This is a genomic window from uncultured Parabacteroides sp., assembly GCF_905196875.1.
Lineage (GTDB): Bacteria > Bacteroidota > Bacteroidia > Bacteroidales > Tannerellaceae > Parabacteroides.
In genome coordinates this window covers 109,647-136,147 of the sequence record NZ_CAJJWO010000002.1, presented here as the reverse complement: position 1 = coordinate 136,147, position 26,501 = coordinate 109,647, and the positions used below count along the sequence as shown (strand labels likewise).

Annotated in this window: 14 protein-coding genes; 11 read left to right on the top strand and 3 right to left on the bottom strand. The window is 45.3% G+C overall.

Going from position 1 to position 26,501, the window contains the following annotated elements:
• The 4 genes from QZ076_RS01375 to sprA all read left to right on the top strand — a co-directional run bounded on the left by QZ076_RS01375 (position 1) and on the right by sprA (position 10,561).
• Entirely contained in the window at positions 1-1,458 is a 1,458-nt protein-coding gene (locus QZ076_RS01375) for a TrkH family potassium uptake protein (RefSeq protein WP_293709608.1), read from the top strand.
• Positions 1,459-1,469: 11 nt separating this feature from the next.
• Positions 1,470-2,357 (top strand): SMP-30/gluconolactonase/LRE family protein, encoded by an 888-nt coding sequence (locus QZ076_RS01370; RefSeq protein ID WP_293709606.1) that lies wholly within the window; start codon positions 1,470-1,472, stop codon positions 2,355-2,357.
• Between the two features lie 94 nt (positions 2,358-2,451).
• The gene (gene ruvA, locus QZ076_RS01365) at positions 2,452-3,042 is read left to right on the top strand and encodes a Holliday junction branch migration protein RuvA (RefSeq protein WP_293709604.1); all 591 of its coding nucleotides are present in this window, start codon (positions 2,452-2,454) and stop codon (positions 3,040-3,042) included.
• 37 nt (positions 3,043-3,079) lie between these two features.
• Positions 3,080-10,561, top strand: a complete 7,482-nt coding sequence (sprA, locus tag QZ076_RS01360) for a cell surface protein SprA (RefSeq protein ID WP_293709602.1) — start codon at positions 3,080-3,082, stop codon at positions 10,559-10,561.
• Between the two features lie 98 nt (positions 10,562-10,659).
• Here sprA and QZ076_RS01355 read toward each other — a convergent pair whose 3' ends face one another.
• Positions 10,660-11,358, bottom strand: a complete 699-nt coding sequence (locus QZ076_RS01355; protein ID WP_293709600.1) for a SprT family zinc-dependent metalloprotease — start codon at positions 11,356-11,358, stop codon at positions 10,660-10,662.
• 111 nt (positions 11,359-11,469) lie between these two features.
• On the opposite strand from QZ076_RS01355, the gene gpmI reads away from it, so the two are divergent.
• From gpmI to QZ076_RS01330, 5 genes are all read left to right on the top strand, one after another.
• A complete protein-coding gene (gpmI, locus tag QZ076_RS01350) occupies positions 11,470-12,993 on the top strand; it encodes a 2,3-bisphosphoglycerate-independent phosphoglycerate mutase (RefSeq protein WP_293709598.1) in 1,524 nt (507 codons plus the stop codon).
• Entirely contained in the window at positions 12,990-13,583 is a 594-nt protein-coding gene (locus QZ076_RS01345; protein ID WP_293709596.1) for a DUF3109 family protein, read from the top strand. Before gpmI ends, QZ076_RS01345 begins: the two co-directional genes overlap by 4 nt.
• Positions 13,584-14,130: 547 nt before the next feature.
• Positions 14,131-18,663, top strand: a complete 4,533-nt coding sequence (locus QZ076_RS01340) for a DUF6383 domain-containing protein (protein WP_293709594.1) — start codon at positions 14,131-14,133, stop codon at positions 18,661-18,663.
• Positions 18,664-18,933: 270 nt separating this feature from the next.
• Positions 18,934-19,284, top strand: coding sequence for a hypothetical protein (locus QZ076_RS01335; protein ID WP_293709592.1), 351 nt, complete (start codon positions 18,934-18,936; stop codon positions 19,282-19,284).
• Between the two features lie 191 nt (positions 19,285-19,475).
• Positions 19,476-21,677 carry a DUF3987 domain-containing protein gene (locus tag QZ076_RS01330; RefSeq protein ID WP_293709590.1) on the top strand — a complete coding sequence of 734 codons (2,202 nt, stop codon included), beginning with the start codon at positions 19,476-19,478 and terminating at the stop codon, positions 21,675-21,677.
• 195 nt (positions 21,678-21,872) lie between these two features.
• Here QZ076_RS01330 and QZ076_RS01325 read toward each other — a convergent pair whose 3' ends face one another.
• Positions 21,873-22,838: a GNAT family N-acetyltransferase gene (locus QZ076_RS01325; protein ID WP_293709588.1), complete on the bottom strand. Its 966-nt coding sequence runs from the start codon at positions 22,836-22,838 to the stop codon at positions 21,873-21,875.
• Positions 22,839-22,849: 11 nt separating this feature from the next.
• Positions 22,850-23,677, bottom strand: coding sequence for a 1-acyl-sn-glycerol-3-phosphate acyltransferase (locus QZ076_RS01320; protein ID WP_293709586.1), 828 nt, complete (start codon positions 23,675-23,677; stop codon positions 22,850-22,852).
• 462 nt (positions 23,678-24,139) lie between these two features.
• On the opposite strand from QZ076_RS01320, the gene QZ076_RS01315 reads away from it, so the two are divergent.
• Both QZ076_RS01315 and QZ076_RS01310 read left to right on the top strand, forming a co-directional pair.
• Positions 24,140-25,693 (top strand): HAMP domain-containing sensor histidine kinase, encoded by a 1,554-nt coding sequence (locus QZ076_RS01315; RefSeq protein WP_293709584.1) that lies wholly within the window; start codon positions 24,140-24,142, stop codon positions 25,691-25,693.
• A gap of 2 nt (positions 25,694-25,695) precedes the next feature.
• A complete protein-coding gene (locus QZ076_RS01310; RefSeq protein ID WP_005861388.1) occupies positions 25,696-26,427 on the top strand; it encodes a response regulator transcription factor in 732 nt (243 codons plus the stop codon).
• Positions 26,428-26,501 lie beyond the last annotated feature (74 nt).

Sequence of the window (26,501 nt, the reverse complement as noted above, 5' to 3'; positions counted from 1 at the left end):
ATGTTACTGAATGTACGTTTCATAATAAAAATGCTGGGGATGATGTGTATCCTCGAGACGCTGTTCATGCTGATGGCGGCAGTCGTTGCATTCCTCTACAAAGGAAACGATCTGTATCCTTTATTGCTTTCCTGTGGAATCCTGTTCGGAACAGGGGTAACACTCTATGCAATCGGCTTCCGTGCCAACGAATATTCTGCAGGACGACGTGAAGGGATGCTTACCGTAACATTTACCTGGATACTTTTCTCTTTATTTGGCATGCTGCCTTTTTATCTGGGAGGTTATATCGACAATGTAACAGATGCATTTTTTGAAACGATGTCGGGATTTACCACCACCGGTTCTACCATACTGACTGATATAGAAGCGTTACCGAAAGGTGTCCTGTTCTGGCGAAGCCTTACGCAGTGGCAGGGAGGTATCGGTATGATCGTATTTACAGTAGCCCTGATGCCTATCTTAGGCGGGGGAGCTACCCAAATGTTCAATGCGGAAACGCCGGGAATTACACACGAACGGTTCCGTCCGCGTGTTACCCAGGTAGCCAAAAGGCTCTGGGGTGTCTATCTGTTTCTCACCCTCTTTCTGATCGGCCTGTTATGGATAGGTCCTATGGATTTATACGATGCCGTCAACCATGCAATGACAGCGATCTCTACGGGGGGGTATTCCACTAAAAATGCCAGTATCGCTTACTGGGATTCGGCTTACACAGAGTACGTCATCTCCATATTTATGTTTATCGGAGCAACCAACATGACGTTGATCTACTTCTGCTTCAACGGAAATGTGAAGAAACTGTTCCATGACGAAGAGTTTCGCTGGTTTTTCTGGTTTGTGGCAATCATGATCGCCGTTTCTACAGCCTGGGTAATGTACCAGGGGTTTGCTACTGACTTCTTATCGGCGTTCAGAAAAGCCTCATTCCAGGTAGTCACTCTAGTCTCCACCTGCGGATTTGCCACAGAGAACTATATTCCATGGGGGCCGTTTTTCTGGATGATAGCCCTGATCCTTATGTTTATTTGCGGTTGTGCCGGTTCTACCTGCGGAGGATTAAAAATAGGACGGTTCGCCATCCTTTCCAAAAACCTCTTCAATGAGTTCAAGAAACAAACCCATCCCCATGCCATTATTCCGGTGCGGATGGATACACATATCGTATCCGGCGAAGTGGTACATCGTGTACTGGCTTTTGCCGTTGCCTACATGCTTCTTATTGTAGTGAGCTGCATCGTTCTGATGCTTGACGGACTGGGCTTTGAGGAATCGATCGGAGCTGCCGTTTCGGCCATAAGTAACGTGGGACCGGGACTCGGAAAGCTGGGTCCGGTCGATAACTTCTCCGAAGTTCCTGTCATATCCAAGTGGTTCCTTTCATTCCTGATGATGACAGGCCGCCTAGAAATATTTACAGTATTGACTTTACTCGTTCCCGGATTCTGGAAACAATAAAATAACAGATTATGAAAACACCTGCTATATTCCTCTTTATTATCGGTTGCTTGTGCAGCACACTGGTAGCCACCTCACAAGTAATCTCCCAACGGGAGACAACCGACCTGTTGCCCGAAGGTACTTTTACAAACGGGATAGAAGGCCCAGCCACCGACAAGGCCGGAAACCTGTATGCCGTGAATTACGCCAAAGAAGGAACGATCGGCATTGTGTATCCGGACGGATCGCACGAATGCTTCGTGACACTGCCGGAAGGTTCCACAGGTAACGGTATCCGGTTCAATAAAGAAGGGAATATGCTGGTTGCCGATTATACCGGACACAATATCCTGAAGGTAAATATGAAAACCAAAGAAATCAGTGTATATGCCCATGAACCGAAGATGAACCAACCCAACGACATCGCCCTGGCCCCCAACGGTAACCTGTATGCCAGCGATCCGGACTGGCCCAACAAAAAAGGACAGCTCTGGTTGATCACAACCGATGGGAAAGCGAGTCTTTTGGAAGGAAATATGGGAACGACCAACGGCATCGATGTAAGTCCCGACGGGAAGAAGCTATATGTTAACGAGTCTGCCCAGCTAAAGGTATGGGTCTATGATATCAAACCGGACGGGACGCTCAAAAATAAAAAGCTTTTCCACACCTTTGAAGGCTTCGGGATGGACGGTATCCGCTGTGATGTGAAAGGGAACTTATACCTTTGCCGTTATGATAAAGGAAGCGTTGCGATCATCAACCCGAAAGGTAAATTGATCCGTGAGATACAACTAAAAGGCAAAAAACCTTCGAACATAACCTTTGGAGGCCCGGATAATCGACGCTGCTACATCACTCTCCAGGACCGTGGTTGCTTCGAAACCTTCATTGCCGAATACCCCGGAAGAGAATAATTATTCACGTTATTGAAGATTTCTTTAGGTCTGATATACGCTTTTGCTTAATTTTGCGTTATAATAGGTACGAATTACTAAGATGTAACGCAAAATGATAGAATATATTAAGGGGGATATTGTAGAGCTGACTCCTACACAAATGATAATCGAGTGTTCCGGGATTGGCTATCAACTTAACATATCTCTGACTACATACAGCGCATTCAACGGGAAACCTTCCGGGAAAATTTACGTATATGAAGTTATACGTGAAGATGCCCACCTATTATTCGGATTTGCCCTGAAAGCAGAACGTGAGTTGTTTCTGCTGTTGACTTCCGTATCCGGAGTCGGCCCAAATACAGCCCGCATGATCTTATCATCACTTCCCCCTTCCGAACTGATACAGGTGATCGCCACTAAAAATGAAACGGCACTTACCTCGGTGAAAGGTATCGGACAAAAAACAGCCCAACGCATCCTGGTCGACCTGAAAAACAAGGTAAAAGTCGGAGATATGGTCGTTGGTGAAACAGCTGCTCCGGTGCCTGGCCATAGTGCAGTCGCAGAAGAGGCTGTTGCCGCTCTGGTTATGTTGGGATTCCAAAAGGCAGCTTCACAAAAGGCTGTAAGCTCGATACTGAAAAGTTCGCCTATGCTGGCAGTGGAACAAGTGATTAAAAGCGCACTCAGAATGCTTTGATAGTTGACAGTTGAGAAGTGGCAGTTGACAGTTTAAAATGAAAAAGAAAACTCTAAAATATCTTATCTGGGTAACAGTACTACTATTCGGGGCCGGCATGATCTCGCTGAATGCCGATTACCTTACATATACGGCTACACTACCAGATATCCAATTACTGGAAGGACAGGACATGCCCGACGGTAAAGACACCGTTCCGGCAACCCGTTATCCGGTATCCAAAACCATACCGCAGGATTATGAAGACCTGACAAAGAAATCCCCGATGGACTTACGGGATCCTGAGAACGTAAAGACAGCCGTCGAATATGACATCAAGACCGGAACTTATGTGGTTCGTACCCGATTGGGAGACAAGGACCTGACCACCCCTATCAGCCTGACTCCCGAAGAATACCAGGATTATAGTATGCAACAATCGCTTCGCTCCTATTACCGTCAGAAGAACGAGGAGGAGTTTCAGAAAGAAGCTGATAAAAAATTCAACCTGGCCGATATGCAGTTCGGTATCGGCGCAGCGGAAAGAATATTCGGCCCGGGCGGTGTACGCGTACGAACACAAGGGTCCGCCGAAATTACAATGGGCCTGAAAAGTAACAGTACCAAGGACCCTTCACTTCCCGAGCGTGCCCGTAGCCGTACATTCTTCAACTTCGACGAGAGTGTACAGCTCAATGTACAAGCCAACGTCGGTTCGAAAGTAAACTTCGATATGAACTACAATACGGAGACTTCATTCGACTTCGACTCTAAAAAGCTCAAACTGGCTTACACCGGAGAAGAGGACGAGATCATCAAGTCACTGGAAGCCGGTAACGTATCGATGACAACCAACAACTCCCTGATAAACGGGGGAGCCGCCCTGTTCGGTATGAAAGCTGACCTTCAGTTCGGAAAGCTGAGGGTAAACGCATTATTTGCACAGCAGGAATCAGAGTCAAAAACCGTAAACTCGAAAGGCGGCGTACAAACCAAGCCGTTCGAACTGACCATCGACAAGTATGATGAGAACAGACACTTCTTTCTATCACACTATTTCCGCAACAGATACGATGAAGCTGTCAAGGCATTGCCTACCATCAATTCAAAGATAACGATCAAACGCATCCAGGTATGGGTTACCAACAAAAGAGGAAACTACGACCAGGCACGTAACATTGTTGCTTTTACAGATATAGGTGAGAACGACAGAAATTACATGGTGAATCCCATTGCTTTCCCGATAAACGGAAACCCTGAGTTCCCGGCTAACGACGCGAACAGTTTATATAACGAAATGATCACCACCTATGCCGGAGCACGCAACTACACGGCCGTCAATCAGACTCTTTCCGCTTTCGTTGGTGGATCGGAGTACGAAAAGGTCGATAATGCGCGCTTACTGGATGCTTCCGAATATACATACGATAGCCAATTGGGATATATTTCACTTAAAACAAGTATGCAGCCCGGTGAAGTTTTAGCCGTAGCCTACGAATATCAATATGACAATAACGGCACGCCTAAGACAGTAAAAGTCGGTGAGTTCTCAGACAATAATCCTGAAAATCCAAGTGGATGTATCTACACCAAGCTGTTAAAAGGTACAGAGATGTCACCTGCCATGAAGTATTGGGATCTGATGATGAAAAACATCTATTCACTGGGAGCTTATTCCGTACAGAAAGAAAAGTTCCGTCTGGATGTGATGTATCAGAGTGATACGACAGGTACTTACCTAAACTATCTGCCGGAATCGACAGACAAAAAACAGATCTGGATCCGGATCATGGGTGCCGACCGTTTGAACTCGCAGAACGAACCCCATGCCGATGGTTTCTTCGACTTCGTAGAAGGGTACACGATCCAGGCTGATATGGGTAGAGTGATCTTCCCGAGCGTCGAACCGTTCGGTTCCAGCCTGAAGAAAAAGATGATAGAGCAGAATATATCTGCAGCTGTCGCCGACAAATATGTATTCCAGGAATTGTACGACTCTACACAAACAGTTGCCCGGCAGATAGCCGAAAAGAACAAATTCAAGATGACGGGAGAATACAAAGCCTCTTCCGCCGCCGAAATACAACTGGGAGCCAGCAACGTAGCGCGCGGATCAGTACGCGTAACTGCCGCCGGAGCCACCCTTACCGAAAATGTAGACTATACAGTCGATTATACATCTGGAACAGTTACAATCCTGAATGAAAGTATCATCTCTGCGGGAACACCTGTCAGCGTATCACTGGAAAACCAGACAGCTTACAGCATGCAACGTAAAACGATGATGGGGCTGGACCTGAATTACCAGTTCACACCTAATTTCTCGTTGGGAGCAACCATCATGCACATGTCGGAAATGCCTCTGACTACAAAAACGGCCATCGGTGAAGAATCTATCAAGAATACACTATGGGGATTAAATACAGCCTATAAAGCGGAAAGCCAGTGGCTGACCAATATGTTCGACAAACTGCCGCTGCTTACGCTGACCCAACCCAGCCAGATCTCATTCAACGCCGAGTTTGCCCACTTGATTGCCGGACATTACGAAAGTAAAGAAAACGGAGGCTATTCCTATATAGATGATTTCGAGTCGACACAAAGCGGCTTCGACCTGTTGAGTCCTTACCCCTGGAAACTGGCCAGTACCCCGTATGACGATAACAAAGCAAGCGCTTTGTTCCCCGAAGCCTCACTGGTAAACGATATAGAATATGGTAAAAACCGTGCCTTGCTGGCCTGGTATTATGTGGACGGTTTGTTCACCCGTAGAAACTCCAGCCAAGCTCCATCCTATATCAAGAATGATAAAGAACAGTTATCCAATCATTATGTCCGTGAAATTCAGGTTTCCGAATTATTTCCGGACAAAGATCAGGGATATAATGAAACCAGTACGATCAATGCATTGAACCTTGCCTTCTACCCGAATGAACGTGGTCCGTATAACCTGGATGCCGATTTGGTGAATTCCGACGGTACATTACAAAATCCGGAAAAACGCTGGGGTGGTATAATGCGCAAAATCGATCAGAGTGACTTCGAGACTGCCAATATCGAATACATCGAATTTTGGATGCTCGACCCGTTTCTTGAAGATGAGAATGGTACCAATAACGGTGGAGACTTATACTTCAACCTTGGTGAAATATCCGAAGACGTACTGAAAGACGAAAGGAAGTTCTTCGAGAACGGCTTACCCGTCGATGGAGACAGAAGCAAAGTTGATTCCACGGTATGGGGACTTATTCCTAAACAACAAAGTACTGTATACGCTTTCGACAATACTGCCGGAGCACGTACCAAGCAAGATGTCGGGCTGAACGGTCTGTCCGCAGATGAGGAACGGGAGTTTCCTACTTATGCGGAATTCATAGAGAAACTGAAGACAAAACTGAACCCTGATATCATCTCAGACATGGAGAATGACGAATTCTCTCCCCTCAGAAACCCAGGTACCGATAGATACCGTTATTTTCGTGGTTCAGACCTCGACGCCAATCAGGTCGGTATTCTCGACCGTTATAAACGCTACAACGGAACTGAAGGAAACTCCGCTGAAACCGGCACTAGTGGAGAAAGATATGACACCTCCGCTTCAAAGAACCCGGATGTGGAAGATCTGAACCAGGATAATACCATGAACGAGAATGAGAAGTACTTCGAATACAAAGTACCCATTCGTCGTGGTGAATTGGCAGTAGGTTCGAACTATATTGTAGGTACAAAAAAAACCTACCCTGTCTTACCGGATGGAACCAATGCCAATAATAGTAAGGAAGAAGAGGTTACCTGGTATCAGTTCAAAATACCTATCAAAAAATACAATCGTCGTGTCGGAAGTATCAACGACTTCAAGACCATCCGTTTCATGCGTCTATACATGACGAATTTCAAACAGCCGACCATCCTTCGTTTCGCTACGTTCGAACTGGTTCGTGGCGACTGGCGTTCTTACGAACAAGATTTGTCCGATCCAAAAGTGCCTGTTAAGTCTAATGCCACACTGGAAGTATCTTCGGTGAACATCGAAGAGAACAGTTCGCGTGAACCCGTCAACTACGTAACACCTCCGGGAGTGAGCCGTGAACTTATGACCGGACAGCCTCAACTGGCACGTCAGAACGAACAGGCTTTATCTATGAAAGTGACTGAACTGTCACCGTTTGATGCACGTGCGGTATATAAAAATACCTCTTACGACCTGCGCCAATACAAACAGATGCAAATGTTCATCCACGGAGAAAAGATAAGCGACGAAGATTCTTATATCCCAAGTAATGGCGACCTGTCCGTATTCATTCGTCTGGGGTCCGACTATAAGAACAATTACTACGAATACGAAGTACCTCTGACATTGACCGATTATACAGGCAAAGGAAGGCGATTCACAGCTGAAGAAGTCTGGAATCCCACGACAAACACGATGAACATCACTTTCGAAGCACTGACAAACCTTAAGTTACAACGCAACAAGGATAAACGTGCCGGAGTCAACGGAGTTAATTTCCAGACCGTTTATTCGATGCCTGACCCGAACAACATGCTCAATACGATCAGTATCGTCGGTAACCCGAGTCTAGCGGAAGTAAAGACCATCATGATCGGTGTTCGTAACAAATCGAATACGGTGAAGAGTGCTGAAGTTTGGGTGAACGAATTACGCCTGAGCGACTTCAACGAGTCAGGCGGATGGGCTGCCAATGCTAACCTCAATGTGGCCGTATCCGACCTGGGGACAGTCAACGTGGGTGGACGCATCGAAACGGCCGGCTTCGGGGCACTAGACCAGTCATTATCCGAACGTCGTATCGACGACTTCTCACAATATAACATAGCAACCAATATCGAATGGGGTAAATTCTTCCCGGAAAAGGCAAAAGTCAGCATTCCGATGTACTATGCTTACTCGAAAGAAATGACCAAGCCTCAATATAACCCACTCGACCAGGATATCAAATTAAACGATGCCCTCGATGCTGTAGAGACAAAAGCCGAAAAAGACTCTATCAAGAACTTTTCGGTAGATAAAACCGTGATCAAAAGCATCTCGTTCAACAATGTGAAAGCGGATATCCGCAGTAAGAATCCGATGCCTTACGACCCGGCCAACTTCTCGATCGGCTACTCTTTCAGCCAGACTAAAACGCAGAATCCGGAAACCGAATACGAAACGACAAAGGATTACCGTGGAAACTTATCGTATAGTTACACACCATACGTAAAACCATTCCGTCCGTTCCAGAAGATAAAGAAGAACAACGGATACACCCGTTACGCAAAACAGTTCAGCCTGAACTATGTCCCGTCGAACATCAGTTTCCAGACAGCCATGATGCGTAACTATTACGAATTGCAGTTGCGCGATCTGGAAGACACAGGCAGTAAGCCGGAAGCGTCCTTCAGTTCAAACTTCTACTGGGACCGTGCTTTCAGCTTGCGCTGGGACTTCACAAACAATCTGAATATGACATTCACTTCCGGTACGAATGCCCGTATCGAAGAACCGTATGTACAGGTAAACAAAGAACTGAATCCTGATGTATACCAAGTATGGAAAGACTCTGTAAAGCAAAGTATCGCCGACTTAGGTACACCGCTGAAATACGACCAGACATTCAATGTAACCTGGAACCTGCCTTTACAATATATCCCTGTACTCGACTGGGTAAACAGCTCGTTGACCTACAACGCGCAGTACAACTGGGACCGTGGAGCCGTTGTAGAATCCGAGTATGAAATCGGTAACACGATTAAAAACAACCGGCAGTTCGATTTACAGAACAGCTTGAACATGCTTTCACTCTATAACAAGAACAAATACTTGAAAAAGGTGAACCAGAAGTTCTCAGCCACCCGTACGGCAACCAAAAAGAAAGAACAGAAAGAGATCAAACTGGAAAAAGACATACAGCTGAATATGGATAGCGGAACCGTCGTTCAACACGGCATGTTCACTAAAAAGGTACGTATCACTGCACGCGGAGCCGATGGGAAGGTGTACTCAATCAAGTACAAACCTATCAACTACGCACAGGTAATGATTCTCAATCAGGATACTGCTCACCTGAAGCTAACTATCAAACCCAGTCCTAAAGCAACCGAAGACTTCTTGTATAAGGCAGCCGAACATGCTTCACGCTTCCTGATGATGGTACGTCGTATCAACATCCAATACCAGACAACCGATGGTATGATGGTTCCCGGATTCCGTCCGATGATCGGTGACATTTTCGGTCAGGGACGTTCTCCGTTCGGTCTGACGCCAGGTCTGGGTTTTGCCTTTGGTGCCGTAAACCGTCAGTTCCTGGAAGATGCCAACGAACGAGAATGGCTGGTCTATAACCCGACCAACATAACGCCTGCCGTAATGAGCAGTGCAAAGAACCTGAACATACGGGCAAACCTCGAACCTATCACCGGTTTGAAGATCGACCTGAATGCCAACCGGGTAGATACCCGCAGTACCGATATACAATATATGTATCCGGGCATGCCGCAACAAACCGGCGGTAACTTCCTTATGACAACCATCGGTCTTAAAGGTTTCTTTAAAGGTAGTGGTAATATCGACAACGGATATGCTTCAGAAACATTCAACAAGTTTATCGAAAACCGAGAGATCATAGCCAACCGTCTTGAAGGCCAATATAGCGGAATAAACTATCCTTCGGGAGGCTTCCTGACAGAAAACGGACAGGCAGGACAACCTTATACGCCAGGCGGAGTCAACAAAAATTCAGCTGACGTGTTGATCCCGGCCTTCCTGTCAGCCTATACCGGAAAAGACCCGAACAATATCTCGTCGTCGCCTTTCCCTGCCCTGCGCAGCCTATTACCGAACTGGCGTATTACATACGACGGATTGGTTCGCATTCCGGCCGTGAAGAAATATTTCAAGACCGTAATGTTAAGTCACCAGTATGTTTGTACCTATAATGTCGGTGCTTACAATTCCTATTCTACCTGGGTAGACGCAGGATTGGGTGGCAACATGGGCTTTACACAAGGTTCAGATAACCTGGCTATACCGTCTTCTCCATACGAAATATCCAGCGTCAGCCTCAACGAAAGCTTCAACCCGCTATTGGGTGTCGATGCAACGATGCTGAACAATATTACGATCCGCATGGACTATGCAACGAGCCGCAACCTGAACCTGAATATCTCTTCTTACCAGATCGTTGAAGCACTTTCAAACAAGTATACGATCGGATTAGGATATAAGTTCGCCGAGTTCAACAAAATATTAAAGATGAAGAAAACACGGGACTTCAGCAATGACCTGACCGTGCGTCTGGACTTTTCCTACAATAAAATGCAGTCTCTGATCCGTAAGATAGAAGACAGCTTTACACAAGCAACCAGCGGTAATATTGCCAAGACGATCCAGTTCTCTGCCGATTACGGATTGAGCCGAGCCTTGACCTTGCGTGCCTTCTACGACCTGCAGATCAACGAACCGCTGATCTCCAACGCAGCCTATCCGACAAGTAATTCGAATTACGGTGTTGCCCTCAGGTTCTCGCTGGCACAGTAAGCATCAACAAAGCTTTGCCATCGTTATGGCACAACTTTGCTAAGGGCATGGCAATGGATTGTCACAAGTACGGCAATATAGTAGACTAATACGACAGATCACAGCATGTGATAACCTTTCAACTCCTTCCGCAAAGCAAGCGCCTTGTTATCTGTCACGCCGTTCAGGAGTTTCCAAAAGCGGTCGCTGTGGTTCATCTCCACCGTATGGCAGAGTTCGTGAAGCAGGACATAGTCGATCAGATGCCAGGGAAGAAGCATCAGGGATAAAGAGAGGTTGATGGTTTTACGCGTACTACAACTTCCCCACCGGGTCTTACTGTTCATAATCCGCACGCCCGTACAAGTGAAGCGATGCCGGTCCGCCAAATCCATCAACCGACCGGGCAAGAATCGCTTGGCCTCGTGGCGGAGGGCTTTTTCCAACAAATCCTTTAAGATCTCCTGCACTTTGTCGGACTCGAAACGGGTGTCGGACGGACAGGCAATGCAAAGCTGCCCATCCTTCAAGGTCATATAATAATTGGAACGGTCCGTACGGAATATTTCTACACGGAAAGTAGTTGCCTGCAACGTCGTCGTCTCATCCAGCAACGGACGTGCCGGATGCTTTTTCAAAGCCGTGAGAAGCTTCTGCCTGTTCTCTTCGATAAAAGACAACATCCGTCCTTCGTCCCCGCCTTCCGGCATGGTAGCGGTAATCATTCCCTTTGATATCTTCAGCGTATAACGAGTTGCTCGCGGGGTAGTACGGAGAAGGATGGTTCCCAGATCGTTGTAGTATATCTTCTTTTCCATATTTACCACAAAAGTAATACTTTAAAGGGAAATAATATTACGGTAGAAATGCTTATCTTTGCGCCCGGTATTAGATATTTAATAAGTATAAACTATATAAATAAGGCAATCATGAGCAAGAAAGCACTTTTATTGATCTGCGATGGCTGGGGAATCGGCGACCGTGGTAAAGATGATGTAATCTACAACACTCCCACTCCATACTGGGATTATCTGTTGAAAACATACCCTAACTCTCAGTTGCAGGCTTCCGGCGAAAACGTAGGTTTACCCGACGGACAGATGGGTAACTCGGAAGTAGGCCACCTGAACATCGGTGCAGGCCGTATCGTTTACCAGGACCTGGTGAAGATCAATATCGCCTGTCGTCAAAATACAATCCTCGACAATCCGGAAATCAAACGTGCTTACAGCTACGCCAAAGAAAACGGCAAACAGATCCATTTCATGGGACTGGTTTCCGACGGTGGTGTACACAGCTCACTGGAACACCTGTTCAAACTGGCTGATATCGCGAAAGAATACGGAGTGGACAAAGCATATGTTCATTGCTTCATGGACGGTCGCGACACCGACCCGAAGAGTGGTAAAGGCTTCATCGAACAACTGGAAAACCACCTGAAAACAACAGGCGGCAAAATCGCTTCCATCATCGGCCGTTACTACGCAATGGACCGTGACAAACGTTGGGAACGTGTGAAAGAAGCTTACGACCTGATCGTGAACGGTACAGGCAAACCGGCAGAATGCATGGTTACAGCCATGGAAGAATCATACGCAGAAGGCGTAACCGACGAATTCATCAAACCGATCGTACACGTAGAAAACGGCAAGCCGGTAGCTACTATCGAAGAAGGCGACGTAGTTATCTTCTTCAACTACCGAAACGACCGTGCTAAAGAACTGACAGTCGTTCTGACTCAGCAGGATATGCCGGAAGCAGGAATGAAAACCATTCCTAACCTGCAGTACTTCACGATGACTCCGTACGACTCCAGTTTCAAAGGCTTGCACATCCTGTTCGACAAGGACAATGTAGAAAACACACTGGGCGAATATCTGGCAGCAGTCGGTAAGACTCAGTTGCACATTGCCGAAACAGAAAAATACGCTCACGTTACTTTCTTCTTCAACGGCGGACGCGAAACTCCGTTCGATGGTGAAGATCGTATCCTGGTTCCGTCTCCGAAAGTTGCTACTTACGACCTGAAACCGGAAATGAGTGCATTCGAAGTGAAAGACAAACTGGTAGAAGCTATCAATACAAAGAAATACGACTACATCGTTTGTAACTATGCCAACGGCGACATGGTAGGCCACACCGGTATCTACCCGGCTATCGAGAAAGCTGTCGTAACCATCGACGCTTGTCTGAACGACACCGTTGAAGCTGCAAAGGCCAACGACTACGAAGTGATCATCATCGCCGACCACGGTAATGCCGACCACGCTCTGAACGAAGACGGCACACCTAACACGGCTCACTCTTTGAACCCTGTTCCTTTCGTATACGTAACAGCCAACAAAGATGCCAAAGTAGAAGACGGTATCCTGGCAGACGTTGCTCCTTCTATCCTTCACATCATGGGATTGAAACAGCCGAAAGAAATGACAGGCAAATCATTGATTAAATGATCCAAATAGAAGACACCCTGGTTAGCCTCGATCTCATCGAGGCTAATTTTATTTGCGACCTCAGCCAATGCAAAGGTATCTGTTGTGTAGAAGGCGACTCAGGTGCCCCATTAGACAAAAAAGAAATAGCGGAGCTTGAGAAAGTGCTCCCGATTATCTGGGACGATCTGGCACCCGAAGCACAGGCAGTGATAAAGAAGCAAGGCGTTGCCTTCATCGACTGTGAAGGTGATATCGTCACTTCCATCGTCAACGGCAAAGACTGTGTCTTCACTTGCTACGACAACGACGGTACCTGCAAATGTGCCATCGAAAAGGCTTATCGCGAAGGCAAAGTATCTTTCTACAAACCGGTATCCTGTCACCTTTATCCCGTACGCGTTACCCAATACAGGGACTTCCGCGCCGTCAACTACGACCGCTGGAAGATCTGCAAAGCCGCCGAGATACTGGGCCAAAAGGAAAAACTGCCGCTATACAAATTCCTCAAAGAACCTCTCACCCGCAAATTCGGGCAGAAATGGTATGAGTCGCTGGTAGAAGTCGCCGAAGAGTGGCTCCGACAGAAGGAGCAGGAAATATCGGATTAGTTCGAATATTCCTACATAGCCGCATTCTTTTAATGTAAATACCCAATCCGGGGTGGTTCCTTTCTAAAGGAAATCACCCCTTTTTTATGCCAAAAAACGTCTTTCTGTGAAATCTATTGATTTTTATCCCCAAGGTAACTAATAATACTAATGTACGCATGCGTACATTATACATAACGAAGCTAATTTAGAAACCATCATGGAAATGGCATAATCAAGCATATATCTTTTGAATAATAAAGGATAAAGAGTAAAAATGACTGACTAGAAAAATCGTTCCTTTTTTCTAGTCATGCAAAGGTATAGCTTAATTTTAAATCTACAATCCTTTTTCAAATTATTTTACCTAATCTATGTGCTTTCTTATCAACCGGATAGCAAAGTTAGTATAAAATTAGCCCTTTTCTACACAAAGTCAAATCTCCCCCAAAAACATGACTAGAAAAAAGGAACGTTTTAGCTAGTCATTTAACAATTGACAAGGCTAAGGCATCCTCTACAAACAGGCTTTTTAGTAACACTATTATTAATATTAAATTAAAGAATTATGAACAAAAAGTTTTCTACGTTAGTAGCTGCGCTGTTAGCTTCTGGTGGATTGTTCTACGCAGTAGATGCAATGATCCTGCCGGCTGGTGACGGGGTGGCTCAGTATGTAACAGCGGTGGCTCTGACTAATGAAGCTGGCGAATTTACAGGCTATACATTCGATAGCGAAACATTTGCTGCTGGAACCTCTTGTATTTGGAAGATGGTTGCGACTACAGATGGTCACAACCTGACTGCTTCTGCTAGTGGTGAGGCTGCTTATTATTTAGCAGCCGATGCTAATGGTGCTTTGGTTATGCAAGCTAAAGCTGATGGTGCTTTGATCTTTACACTGAATACAACTACGGGTAAGTTGACAACAGCTGATGGCAAAGTATTGTCTATTGCTGATGGCGTTCTTTCTTTAGAGGCTGCAGGAAGTAGTGTCGCTGCTGCAGGTTTGTTTGGAAGTGATGCTGCTGCTGTAACTACAGCAAACACACAGGATGGATTCGCTTTAGGTACTATCGTTTCAACCCAAGAAGTTGTTGATTTGACAACAGACAGTAAGGTTCTGAATTGGAAGGCTGCTGTTGATTCTGATCCAGCTGCTTTGGATGGATTAAAGAACTTGACAAGCACAAGTAGTTTCGACGCTCAAGAAAAATGGGATATCGCATCTAAAAAGATTAAGGCTACTAATGATGTACTCTTAACTGCAGGCGTTGATGCAGCTGCACCTACTTTAGGAAGCAGTGGTACTGAAATTACATTGGAAGCTGATGGTGCTATCAAGTTGGGTAGTGTATGGTTGAAGATAACAAGCGATGGTATCGTTTGTTCTACTGATGAACCGGCTGATGCTGAAAAAGCATATCTGTATAGCGCTGTTGGTACAGTGGTAAAAACAACGACAGATGCTTCTGGCATGGTCATTTCTACTTTAACAACAGCAGACGGTGAATCTGAAAACGTGACAGGAACAGTCGCTATCATTGCAGCTACATATGCAACTCCTGCCGATAATCTTCCTGGCCTTGATAATGCTACAGTTGATACAGACGGTAAAGTAACTGCTGTTACACCAGACGCAGGCGGAAAACTTACTGTTGCTGCTCCTTTCTATTTCAAAGATGAGAATTATGTCTCTGTTGTAACAGATGAGGACGGCAATTATGTAATTGCTACTGAAGAAAAAGATCTGATTTCAGAAGAACCAACCGCTGCTCAGTCTGCAAGAGCTTCCTGGAGATTGGAAGGTAGCAAACTGATCTCTGTTGCTTCTGAACGTGCCGGCAAAACGGTAGCATTAGCAACGACAACGACAACAAAAGCTGCTGCTGCAACCTATGTTACTGTACCGGTAGCTGATGCTCCGACTGTTGAAATCTCAACTGGTGGTGCCATTAAGTTTACTCAAGGTAGTGCCACAGCAACAGCAGGCGCACTGTATGTATCTGCAACCCCACAGAAAATTGATGGTAGCGTATATACATCAGGCGGTATCGTAGTTGGTGGAACTCAAAAGTCTAACGATCAGAAGCTGTATGCAGGTGTACCTTCCGGCTATGCTTTGGTTGGCGTACTACAGGCTGACGGAAATATGGAATATCTGTATGCTGCTACTAACGGAACAGTTTCAACAGAAACATTCGATGGTTCTGATTACAAAGGCTATCTGTGGAAAGTAAGCGAAACGAATGATAATGATATTGCTTATTATTATACATTCACCAGCTTACAAATCAAAGATGGCAAAGCTATCCAATGGACAATGGCTGACGGAACGGCTCAACTTACCGGTATGGCTAAGTATGATAATGGTGTTATGTTGTCTCATAAAACAGGCAATATCACTGAAGATGGCGAAGCTGTAGACGGAGGTACAAACGCAGTTATCGGTTTCTACGAAGCTCCTATGGGGCTTGTTATCAACAGCAAGCTGGACGCTATCCTGAACCCAGGCTTTGAAATGACTATCGCAATCGAAAAAGATAGCAAAGACGTTCTCGAAAACAGCGATATCTTCAGCGGTAAGATCTATCAGAAAGAAACTTCTACAGGAAGCAGCACTTATGTTCTTTGGGATAACAAAAATGCTAAGGATGCTGAAGCTAAGATGTTGGTATTGAATAAAGCTAAAATCTCCGGTGACAATGCTGTCGGTACATTTGCATGGGTTTCTCAAAAAGAATACGATAAAGATCAGGCAGGTGATAAGAATTATGTAAATACATTCAAATTCATGTATGATCTTAGCAATCCTACAACGAATGTTATCGCCAAGATGATGGTTGGTAGCTATACTGTTTCAGTATTGGAAGTTGATAAGAAATTCTATCTGACATCTGTGAAAACAGTAACAGACAAGACTAAATTACCGTATATCGAACTGGGTGCAAACAATATCTATCCGGTTAAAGAATTACTGGGTAAACTGTGGAACATCACTTATGCTGATACGAAAGCTAATGCGAACAAAGATGATGAAGCTTATAAGCTGAACGGTATTCTGGCTGTTTCTTACGATAAGGATGGTGTACAATATGTATGGAATAAAGAAGCTCAGAATTCAGATGGATCAAAAGGTGCTTGGGAAGTAGATGCTAAAGATCCTACTTCTGTAGCTGATTATGTGTCATCAAGCACAGTCGCAGAGTCTGCACCTGAAGCACAATGGATGGTGACAAAAGCCAATCTGAGTACAAATACATTCACATTGACAAACCGTGAAAATCCGAATGTTAAGATTACAGGTGTTCAGTTGCGTGTACGTGACAATGATAAGTTTGAAGTATATATTACTCCGGAAGCAAAAATCAGTGGTGTGGCTAAATATTCTACTTCTGAATCTAACCTGAAAGGTGATTATAACGACATCGTTTACCTGACAGAATCAGTTAAGAAGGACAACTTCCAAGGTTATATGCATACAACTGAAAATACGCTGAGAAGCAACAATTACTTCTTAGGTCAGTATCATGCTATCGGTGGTAACCACAATGCTTATTTCATTGAAAATCACAACAACAGCCACCAGATCGGTGCCGTTGCAGATCAGGAAGAAGCAGACAAGTGGAAATTACACTTCGCAATGAAAAAAGACGATGATAATAAGTATACAAAAGTAGACACTGTATATGTTATCACTGAATACGCTACATTGAATAAGGACAAGAACGGCTTCCTGGCTGCTGGTCATAAAGACGTTAAGAAAGATACATTGGCTATCCTTCCATATGCTTTCCAGAAAGTTTCTAACCGTGAGTTCGTAACATTCGATGAAACTCCAAAGTTCAATTTCTATGCTTGCGATGAAGATAATAAGGATGATGCTAATGACGCAATTCGTTTCGCATTGAAGGTAAAACCGAATGGTTATAACTTCGTTGAAATCACCGGAACTGAAGATAATGCTGTTTTAAGTTCAGACAAAATGTATCTGGCAAACAGTGCAGAGAACGGTTCTTTGGAACGTATGCAGACATATGCTCCCGACAACAACTCTGTAATGGTAGTAGAAGCTGCTGATGCATCTGAATACCACAAAATCGCTATCGAATGGGGTGATACTATCAGCTTGTTCCGCGACGAAAACAACTCACAGGTATTGTATGAAAAACGTGACGCTAAGTCTGTAGTAGAAAAAGACACATTGAGCTTCCTGAACATTGACAACATCAACCAGTTCAGTGTAAACCCGGCAATCTTTGCTGATACAGCTTACATCAACCGTTGGGATGCTGATGGTGTATTGAATACGACTTACCAGTATCTGTTGACATTGAATCCTTCATTCGGCCTGCATACTGAAGACTGCGAAATCCCGGGTCATGATCCTATCATCGGTGGTATCGATACAGTTTACGGTCGCTTCCTGGTGAACCTGATCGACACAGCTAACGTATATGGTGTAAATCATATTCATAACAACTGGTATATCAACAGCAATGAAGCTGGCGAAAAACGTGCTAAATTGTCATTCGTAGAAGGTTTCCATACAAACGATACACTGTATGTTACTCGTCAGGGTGGCGAAACAGTTAAGATCGGTATGACTGATCCTGCATTCAATGTTGCTAAGTTCGCCTTCCGTTATGTAGATAGCGATGCTAAGACATTCAAGATTCAGACTCAGTACAAGGAATATCTGGGTGATGATAATCGTTATGAAACAGCAGAAGAATTCGCTAAGGCTTATGCAAATGGTGTAGGTGAAGTAAGTAACGAAGGTTATCTGAAATGGATCAACGGAACATTGGTTGTAGAAAAAGGTTACGAAAACGGTGATGTATTCGGTATCGAAGAAAACGTTAAACGTGCCCCGGTTGCTAACGAAGATGTAACAGTTTCTTCTATCAGCGTAATTGCTTCTGAAGGTGCAGTGACTATCAACGGTGCAGCCGGTAAGAAAGTTACCATCAGCAACGTTCTTGGTCAGACAATTGCCAACACGGTTCTTTCTTCCGACAACGCTTCTATCGCAGCTCCTGCTGGTGTAGTTGTCGTAGCCGTAGAAGGTGAAGCTGCTGTTAAAGCAATTGTAAAATAAGAAACTATTTATAATCAATAAATTTAAATTTGACTGCGCGGTGATATCGGACAAGAATCAACCAAGTACCCCGTGAGGGTGAACAAGCGGTCGATATTAATACTAAAGTAATGAAATAAAGTTCTTCTGTTCGATCTCTGTGAAGAGCAACAACAGACAAAAACAAGCCCCGGGGGATTCGTCTTCCGGGGCTTCGTCGTTAGAAATATTCACAACATAAACATTCAATGGAATGAAAAAAAAGAAACCCCTTTTGCAGCCCCTTCCTCATTGGAAGCCCTGCACAGCGAGATCGAACGGCTTCGCCGGATGAAAGATGAATGCGGCAAGCTGTCGCGCAGTAACAAACGGAAATTGAAACGCTGCAAGTCAGAGCTTCGAAACAAGCTGGGAGCCGCTGTTATCTATCCCGAAGACAGGCAGCATGTCCCGCAAGCGATACAGATTTCCATCAGCTTCGCACTGAAAGACATCGACCATATCCTGAAAAACACTCCTGGCTGTATGCACGACGGCCGACTGTTCAGGCTACTCTGCGATATCTTCGGTTTCGAAGTCACCGAAGCCACCATCGCCCGCTATTATTACATGTCGGACAAGAATAGGGAACTGGGTAAATAAATATTTACTCGCTCCCCGCATACGAAACGACCGGCATACTCTTCATTTATACCTGCAAAAGCCAGCCACGCTATCATGAGAGGCATGAATGACAACAGCTACCGGTCGTTTCGCATGCTTGACTATCTGAATTGGAAAAGCTACTTTCGTATATCGACTAACAAGTTGTATAACCATTAAATTCAATCATTATGAATGCACACTCAATTTCCTTTTTCGAGAGACTTTACCTACCGTCATCCAAACCCTGCACGTTGGAAGAAATCATTATCCTGATCCGCACCCACCGCTGGGAATACCCGATCGTTGCTTACCGTACCGCTTTAGCCGCAGGAGATAAGGAGGAATGCCGGCAACAAAAGAAACAGCTGCCGGGCTTCACTCCCTCGGGATTGTTCGAGGGCGGTCACCGGGCTAACCAGCTGGTGACTTACTCGCAGATCGCAGGACTCGATTTCGATCATGTGGCCGACCCCGAAGGGTTGGCTGCCCGGCTGCGCGGACAACCTTCCACGCTGGCCCTCTTCGTCAGTCCCGGAGGCCAGGGACTGAAAGTATTTGTCGCCGTCGATACCGGTAGAGACGAGCACCCTGCCGCCTTTGCAGCAGTGGCTGCCCATTACGAGCGACTGGCAGGTCTGTTCTGCGACCGTGCCTGTAAGGACATCAGCCGTTGCTGCTACGTAAGCTATGATCCGGAAGCTTACTACAACCCCGAAGCCGAAGTCTTTTCTCCTTCGTCCGTCGTCCCGGCACAGGTATTTGTACACGACTGGCTACGCAGCCATCCGGCTCTGGAAGGCAACCGCAACCAGACAGTCTACCGTCTCGGCTGCGAGGCCAACCGCCGGGGCTTCAGCTACGACGAGACAGCCGTTTTTTGCACTCCCCTGTTGACCGCCCCCGACTTTACGGAGGAAGAGATTCGTCAGGCCTTATCATCAGCCTACCAGGGAAATAGCGAAGAACGCTCCACCCTACCGGCCACGCTCGGGACAGAAGCGGCACTTACGGCACCCCCTCTTATTTCGGGCGAAGAACTACGCGAATCGACTTCCTTTTTACCGGCCGGCCTGGCAGCCGACCTACCCACAATCCTGAGCGAAGCCATCCGTTTCTACACCGACCCGCGCGAGCGCGACATGGCCTTGTTGTCCGCCTGTACCGTGCTCAGTGCCTGTCTGCCGGGTGTCTGGGGAGTGTATAACAGGAAACGCGTCTACCCTCACCTTTTCACTGTCGAAGTGGCTCCGGCAGCCAACGGCAAAGGGTGTATCAACGATATGCGCCGCCTGGCCGATCGTTATGCTTCGCTGATCGAAAACGAGACGAAACGAAAGGAAGAGGCTTACCGGCAGGCACAGGAGGAGTGGGAGCTGAAAAAGGCCACTGCCCACCGAAAAGGAAAGGCGGTACAGATGGCAGAAGCCCCGCAAAAGGAGTCTACCTGCTATTTCCTGATCCCTACCCAGATAACGAAAGCCAAGTTGTTGGTGCATCTGGCTGACAACGGCGAAATAGGTGGCCTGATGGCAGACAGCGAAATCGACACCCTGATCAGCGCTTCGCGGCAGGATTACGGGCAATTCGACGACCTGCTGCGCAAGGCATTCCACCACGAGCCTGTGGCTTCGTCACGCAAGACTGATAATGAGATGATCCGTATCCCCCGTCCCCGCCTGGCGGTACTATTGGCCGGTACCCCGGGACAGTTTCCCCGTCTGATACCCAATACGGAGAACGGGCTGGTCAGCCGCCTGTTGCTCTACACCTGCCGCAGCAAAGCTGTCTGGCAAGACGTGTCGCCCGGGGAAGAGACGATAGATTTCGAATCTCATCTGGACAGACTTTCCGAAAAGATTGAAGATGTAGCCTTATTATTACGTAAACGTCGTTTGCAGGTACGCCTGACTGTCAGGCAGTGGGAGGAGCTGAACCGTCATTTCGGACGTTTGCTCAATGAATCGGATGTATTTGGTAGTGATGATTTCCTGAGTGTCGTGAAGCGTTACGGGCTGATCACATTTCGTCTTTGTATGATCTTTACCGCTCTCGATGCCGCCAGCCTCGATTACGGGGTAGACGAGCGTTTCTGCAGCGATCTCCATTTCCGGGCGGCGATGGCGATCACCGGAGTTTGCATCGAGCATAGCCGTCTTTTGATGACGCAGCTGCAAGCGGATACCGAGACACCCGAACTGAGTTGTCCGGACAATTTCCGGAAAATATTCGACAGTTTACCCGAGCAGTTCTCCTTATCCGATCTCTATCCGCTTTGCCAGTCGGCCGGGATCGGCGAGCGGGGTGTCCGTCGCTACCTCTCACGCCTGCAACCGGCATTCATCACCCGCGTGGCGCGTGGCGCCTATCGCAAAACAGCAGGGGTGCCGTAAACGCCGCAAGATGCCGCAACTATCATTATCTGTTATCTGTCAGCAATTTACCCTATAACCTATCGTGCAACACCCTATAGTGTGAAAAGCGATACGTTATAGGGTATTGCACGATAGGCTATAGGGTAATAAGAGGAAGGCCGTTTTTTTTAAGGCTCTCCCAAATGGTTGACTATGTAGTTGTCAGCGCATGACTTATTCCGTTTTACGGATCAGGTCGGCTGTTTGTCCTTCTTCCTTCAGATAAGTTTCGATATGACGTTTCTTCTTATCTTCGAGGATTTCATTGATGGCAATAAGTATGCCGGTCTCCTCTACATCCCCGAACTCATGATTGATAGCGGTTCCGAATACGCGCATCTTAGGAGAAAGGCTCATATAAGCATTCACGAGCGGCGGCACGTTGATACCGAATTTACGCACCTCCTGATTCAGCACCTTATAATTCTCTTTGAAGTTATCGTAATGGAATAAATCTTTCATCCTTTCCAGATCCATATCGGTTTGCAGCGGATAGACAGGTGTCACCAGTTTATCTGCATCCGGGAAATGCATTCCCAGAAAATATAAGATCATATTACGAGCCTCTGTATTATACGTATTATACATCGTTACTTTCCCGAAATAATACTGCAAGCTCGGATCGACTACCGACAAAGCTCCCAATCCGTCCCACAAATTATCCAGCACAAATAAACCCTTTGCACCGGCACGTGTAGATTGATATTCCAAAGTTACGAAAGAGCGGCCCAGTTCGACCGTATAAGGAAGGAATTCTTTATTAAACTTGTCGGAGAAGTTAAACAAGTGAGAAGTGGCTAACATCGGCTTACCGCTTTCGTCAAACTTGACATCCGATCCGCACAGGAAACGATAACCGCCCAGGATCTGTTCGTCTTCCGGACTCCATACGATCAGCTGGCGATAAGCATTATCCATCGTATCGAACTCGTCGATATCCACCGGAAAACCGGTACCTCCGCCATAATAACGGAAAGCGATCTCCCGCAGACGCCCGATTTCCTGCATTACATTGGGAGAGTCGTGGGCCGTAACAATATATATTTCATTGTTTGATTTATTCGTGCTGCGGAGCTTCTTCTCTTTTGTCAGTTCCGCCTTAAGTACTGCACGGTCAATCGGTTTAATAATGTCTTGCATATAAATTGAGTCTATGTTTTCTTGAGATTATAAGCCTGCGTCCTTACCCATTCGGCCCATTCGCCCGGCTTCTTACTACCGTCGAACGTCTGCCACGGGATAGGTTTCCCGAAATGGATACGAAACGTTTTATGCTTGCACCGGAACATCTCGTCCGGCAAATAAAGCATTTCATAATTCATCTTAATCCCCAACGCTTTACGCAGATTAGCCAGCCGGTAGAAGAAATTGGAATTCCTTCCCTCGAAATAGACCGGAACGACATCCCGTTTATGTTCGACCGCTTTCTGAATAAACGATTTCTTCCATTCAGGATCTTGTATCTTCCCGTCTATCTTACGGGAACAAAGACCTGCCGGGAAAGTTACGATCTGATTATCCGAAGCATAAGCCTCATCGATCAGCCGGGCATTCTTCTTACCCTGCGCACCATGTTTATTGATAGGGACAAAAATGGACCTCAGATTTGACAAGTAGAGCAACAAATCGTTTACCAGATAACGTATCTTCCCACCGTAATACTTCCCGATCACAGCCGACAAACAGATGCCGTCCAACCCTCCCAGCGGATGATTGGATGCGAATATATAGCGTCCTTCAGCGGGAATATTTTCTTCGTTCACCAGTTCCAGGGTCAGGTCGAAGTAACCGATCAACTCCTGCATAAAATCAACCCCATCCTTATCATGATAACGGGTAAGGATATCATTCAATTCATCCTGGTGAATGGTACGAATCAGATAATTGACTACAAAACCAGGGATTTTGCCGGCCACTGAGGGGGCCTTTTGCTGTAATACCTGTTTTACATCAATTTGCGTAATACCTTCTTGTGCCATACTACATAACTCTTGTCACTTGTCAGGAGACAAAGATATAGCTAATAATTAAATCTGAATGCATTCGGCAAAAGTTTTTAAGAAGTTTCAATTTCTTATGTTACCGTTCGTTAGCACTCAAATAAAATAAATCGGCAGTCGTATCCGTTATACATATATATTATACTACTCCGTATGCCTGAATATGAAGCTGAAACTATTCCCGGCAAATTCATATTTTTTGCATAAGTTGAAACAAAATAATCAATAATTATGTTTTTATACACAAGAACAAAACTCTAAGTATTCCTCTTGAAAGGGAAATAGTGGTATAAGGCTCTGTTTTCAAGACCAATAGATTGTTTAGTAACTGACAAACTAAACTATTTTTAAGAAAACCAGCCTATGTTTTTTACCTTTTTTGTGTGAATATTAAACTAAAATGAGCGTTATTTGTTCTGTTAAAAAGAGAAAGTATTTGGAATGAGGAAATCTACTATTTGGTTACTCGCTGTTGTAATGGCATTTGCATTTGCCGGTTTACTTTTCCTACAGGTTAAGTACGTGAGCATCATACTCAAAAAAAGTAGCGAGCAATTCAATGAAACAGTAAAAAGAAGCCTGCACCAAGTATCAAAAAACCTGGAGCTAGACGAAACACGCAGATATCTGGAAGAAGATATTAAGCGTGATGAGAATAATTACCTGCAAAACAGTCAGGATCCGCAGGAGGTTGCCCAGACAATCAGCCAACAGAAACTGCAGATACAGGATGCGAATGGAAACATATTGCATATAGAGCAACTACGCAGTTTCAGCCAGAAGTTCGAACCCCTATCGTCGCTCGACAAGAAACAATCAGGTAACAACATTGTCAGTACATCACAGGATTTGCAGAAAACATTGAAGCGCCGCATGCAATATCAGAACGCTTTGATGCAGGAGGTCGTGTATAGCATGGTAACTACTGCAAACCTTAAACCTATTCAGGAGCGGGTAGATTTTAAGAAACTGAATAATTACTTAAAATCAGAATTTATTAACAACGGTTTGAACCTGCCGTTCATATTTTTTGTTATTAACAAAGATGGCAAAAAAGTGTACCAAAGTGGAGAAATAAAAAAGGAACCTATTGCGTCTGATATAATTACGTATGTATTGTTCCCGAACGATCCTCCCTCAAAACAGAATTATATGAAGGTATATTTTCCGACAAAGGGTGATTACATTTCAAGTTCTGTAACATTTATTGTACCATCCGTACTCTTTTCGCTGATACTTTTGGTAACATTTATCTTTACCATATATATAGTATTCCGCCAGAAGAGATTGTCAGAAATGAAAAACGACTTTATCAACAATATGACGCACGAGTTGAAAACACCGGTATCAACTATCTCTCTCGCGGCACAGATGTTGAAAGATTCGGATATAACCAAGAGCCCCGATGTGTTTAAACACATCTCAGGAGTTATCAATGATGAAACGAAACGACTGGGCTTCCTGGTAGAAAAAGTGCTTCAGATGTCGCTGTTCGAACGACAAAAAGCGGCACTTAAGCTGAAAGAAGTAGATGCGAACGATCTGGTGATAAGCGTAGCTAACACCTTCGTCCTGAAAGTAGAAAAGTATGACGGTTCACTCGACATAGACTTACAGGCAACAGATTCGTCCATCTATGTAGATGAAATGCACATCACCAATGTATTGTTCAATCTGATGGACAACGCGGTAAAATACCGCCGTCCGGAGGTACCGCTTACATTGATGGTTAGAACCTGGAACGACAACAACGGGAAACTGTTGATTGCTGTTGAAGACAACGGGATCGGGATCAAGAAAGAATATCTTAAGAAAGTATTCGACCGCTTCTTCCGGGTACCCACTGGAAATGTACATGATGTAAAAGGTTTCGGCTTGGGACTTGCTTACGTCCGTAAAATTATCGAGGACCATAAAGGTACGATCCGTGCCGAGATCGGTCCTGGAAATGTAGGAACAAAATTTATTATTACTTTACCTCTTATAAAAAGTTAGTTATGGAAGAAAAACTGAAAATCTTCTTTTGTGAAGACGACGAGAACCTGGGTATGCTATTAAGAGAATACTTACAGGCAAAAGGTTATGTAACTGATCTCTTCTCTGACGGAGAAGCTGGTTACAAAGGTTTCACCAAAGGCAAATATGATCTTTGCGTATTAGACGTAATGATGCCGAAAAAAGACGGTTTTACCCTGGCACAGGAAATCCGTTCAATAAATCCTGATATTCCAATCATTTTCCTTACAGCAAAGACTATGAAGGAAGATATCCTGGAAGGATTCAAGATCGGAGCCGACGATTATCTGACAAAACCGTTCAGCATGGAAGAGCTGTTGCTTCGTATCGAAGCGATCCTGCGCCGTGTAAAAGGCAAAAAAATGAAAGACATTCCTTTCTACAAGTTGGGGAATTTCTTGTTCGATACACAGAAACAGACACTGGCAATCGGCGACAAAGTAACAAAGCTGACTACAAAAGAATGCGAATTACTGAGCCTGCTGTGTGCACACGCTAATGAAATTCTGGAACGTAACTATGCACTGAAAACTATCTGGGTAGACGATAACTACTTCAATGCCCGTAGTATGGACGTGTATATCACTAAACTTCGTAAACTGTTGAAAGATGATCCGGGAATCGAAATCATCAACATCCACGGTAAGGGTTACAAGCTGATCACTCCTTCAGGAGAAGAACAGGCCCGCGAAGAAGGTATCCAGGTACTTTAAGGAACATATCCCGGAGCCGGCCACAACCGCCCAGGCTCCGGAAAATAGAATAAAAAAGGCATTGAACCGATTGG

Bases quoted from the DNA above. Each gene is read 5' to 3' on its own strand.
- QZ076_RS01320 (WP_293709586.1), bottom strand. From the start codon at position 23,677: ATGGCACAAGAAGGTATTACGCAAATTGATGTAAAACAGGTATTACAG.
- QZ076_RS01355 (WP_293709600.1), bottom strand. From the start codon at position 11,358: ATGGAAAAGAAGATATACTACAACGATCTGGGAACCATCCTTCTCCGT.
- QZ076_RS01315 (WP_293709584.1), top strand. From the start codon at position 24,140: ATGAGGAAATCTACTATTTGGTTACTCGCTGTTGTAATGGCATTTGCA.
- QZ076_RS01375 (WP_293709608.1), top strand. From the start codon at position 1: ATGTTACTGAATGTACGTTTCATAATAAAAATGCTGGGGATGATGTGT.
- QZ076_RS01310 (WP_005861388.1), top strand. From the start codon at position 25,696: ATGGAAGAAAAACTGAAAATCTTCTTTTGTGAAGACGACGAGAACCTG.
- QZ076_RS01325 (WP_293709588.1), bottom strand. From the start codon at position 22,838: ATGCAAGACATTATTAAACCGATTGACCGTGCAGTACTTAAGGCGGAA.
- QZ076_RS01345 (WP_293709596.1), top strand. From the start codon at position 12,990: ATGATCCAAATAGAAGACACCCTGGTTAGCCTCGATCTCATCGAGGCT.
- sprA (WP_293709602.1), top strand. From the start codon at position 3,080: ATGAAAAAGAAAACTCTAAAATATCTTATCTGGGTAACAGTACTACTA.
- QZ076_RS01330 (WP_293709590.1), top strand. From the start codon at position 19,476: ATGAATGCACACTCAATTTCCTTTTTCGAGAGACTTTACCTACCGTCA.
- QZ076_RS01370 (WP_293709606.1), top strand. From the start codon at position 1,470: ATGAAAACACCTGCTATATTCCTCTTTATTATCGGTTGCTTGTGCAGC.
- ruvA (WP_293709604.1), top strand. From the start codon at position 2,452: ATGATAGAATATATTAAGGGGGATATTGTAGAGCTGACTCCTACACAA.
- gpmI (WP_293709598.1), top strand. From the start codon at position 11,470: ATGAGCAAGAAAGCACTTTTATTGATCTGCGATGGCTGGGGAATCGGC.
- QZ076_RS01340 (WP_293709594.1), top strand. From the start codon at position 14,131: ATGAACAAAAAGTTTTCTACGTTAGTAGCTGCGCTGTTAGCTTCTGGT.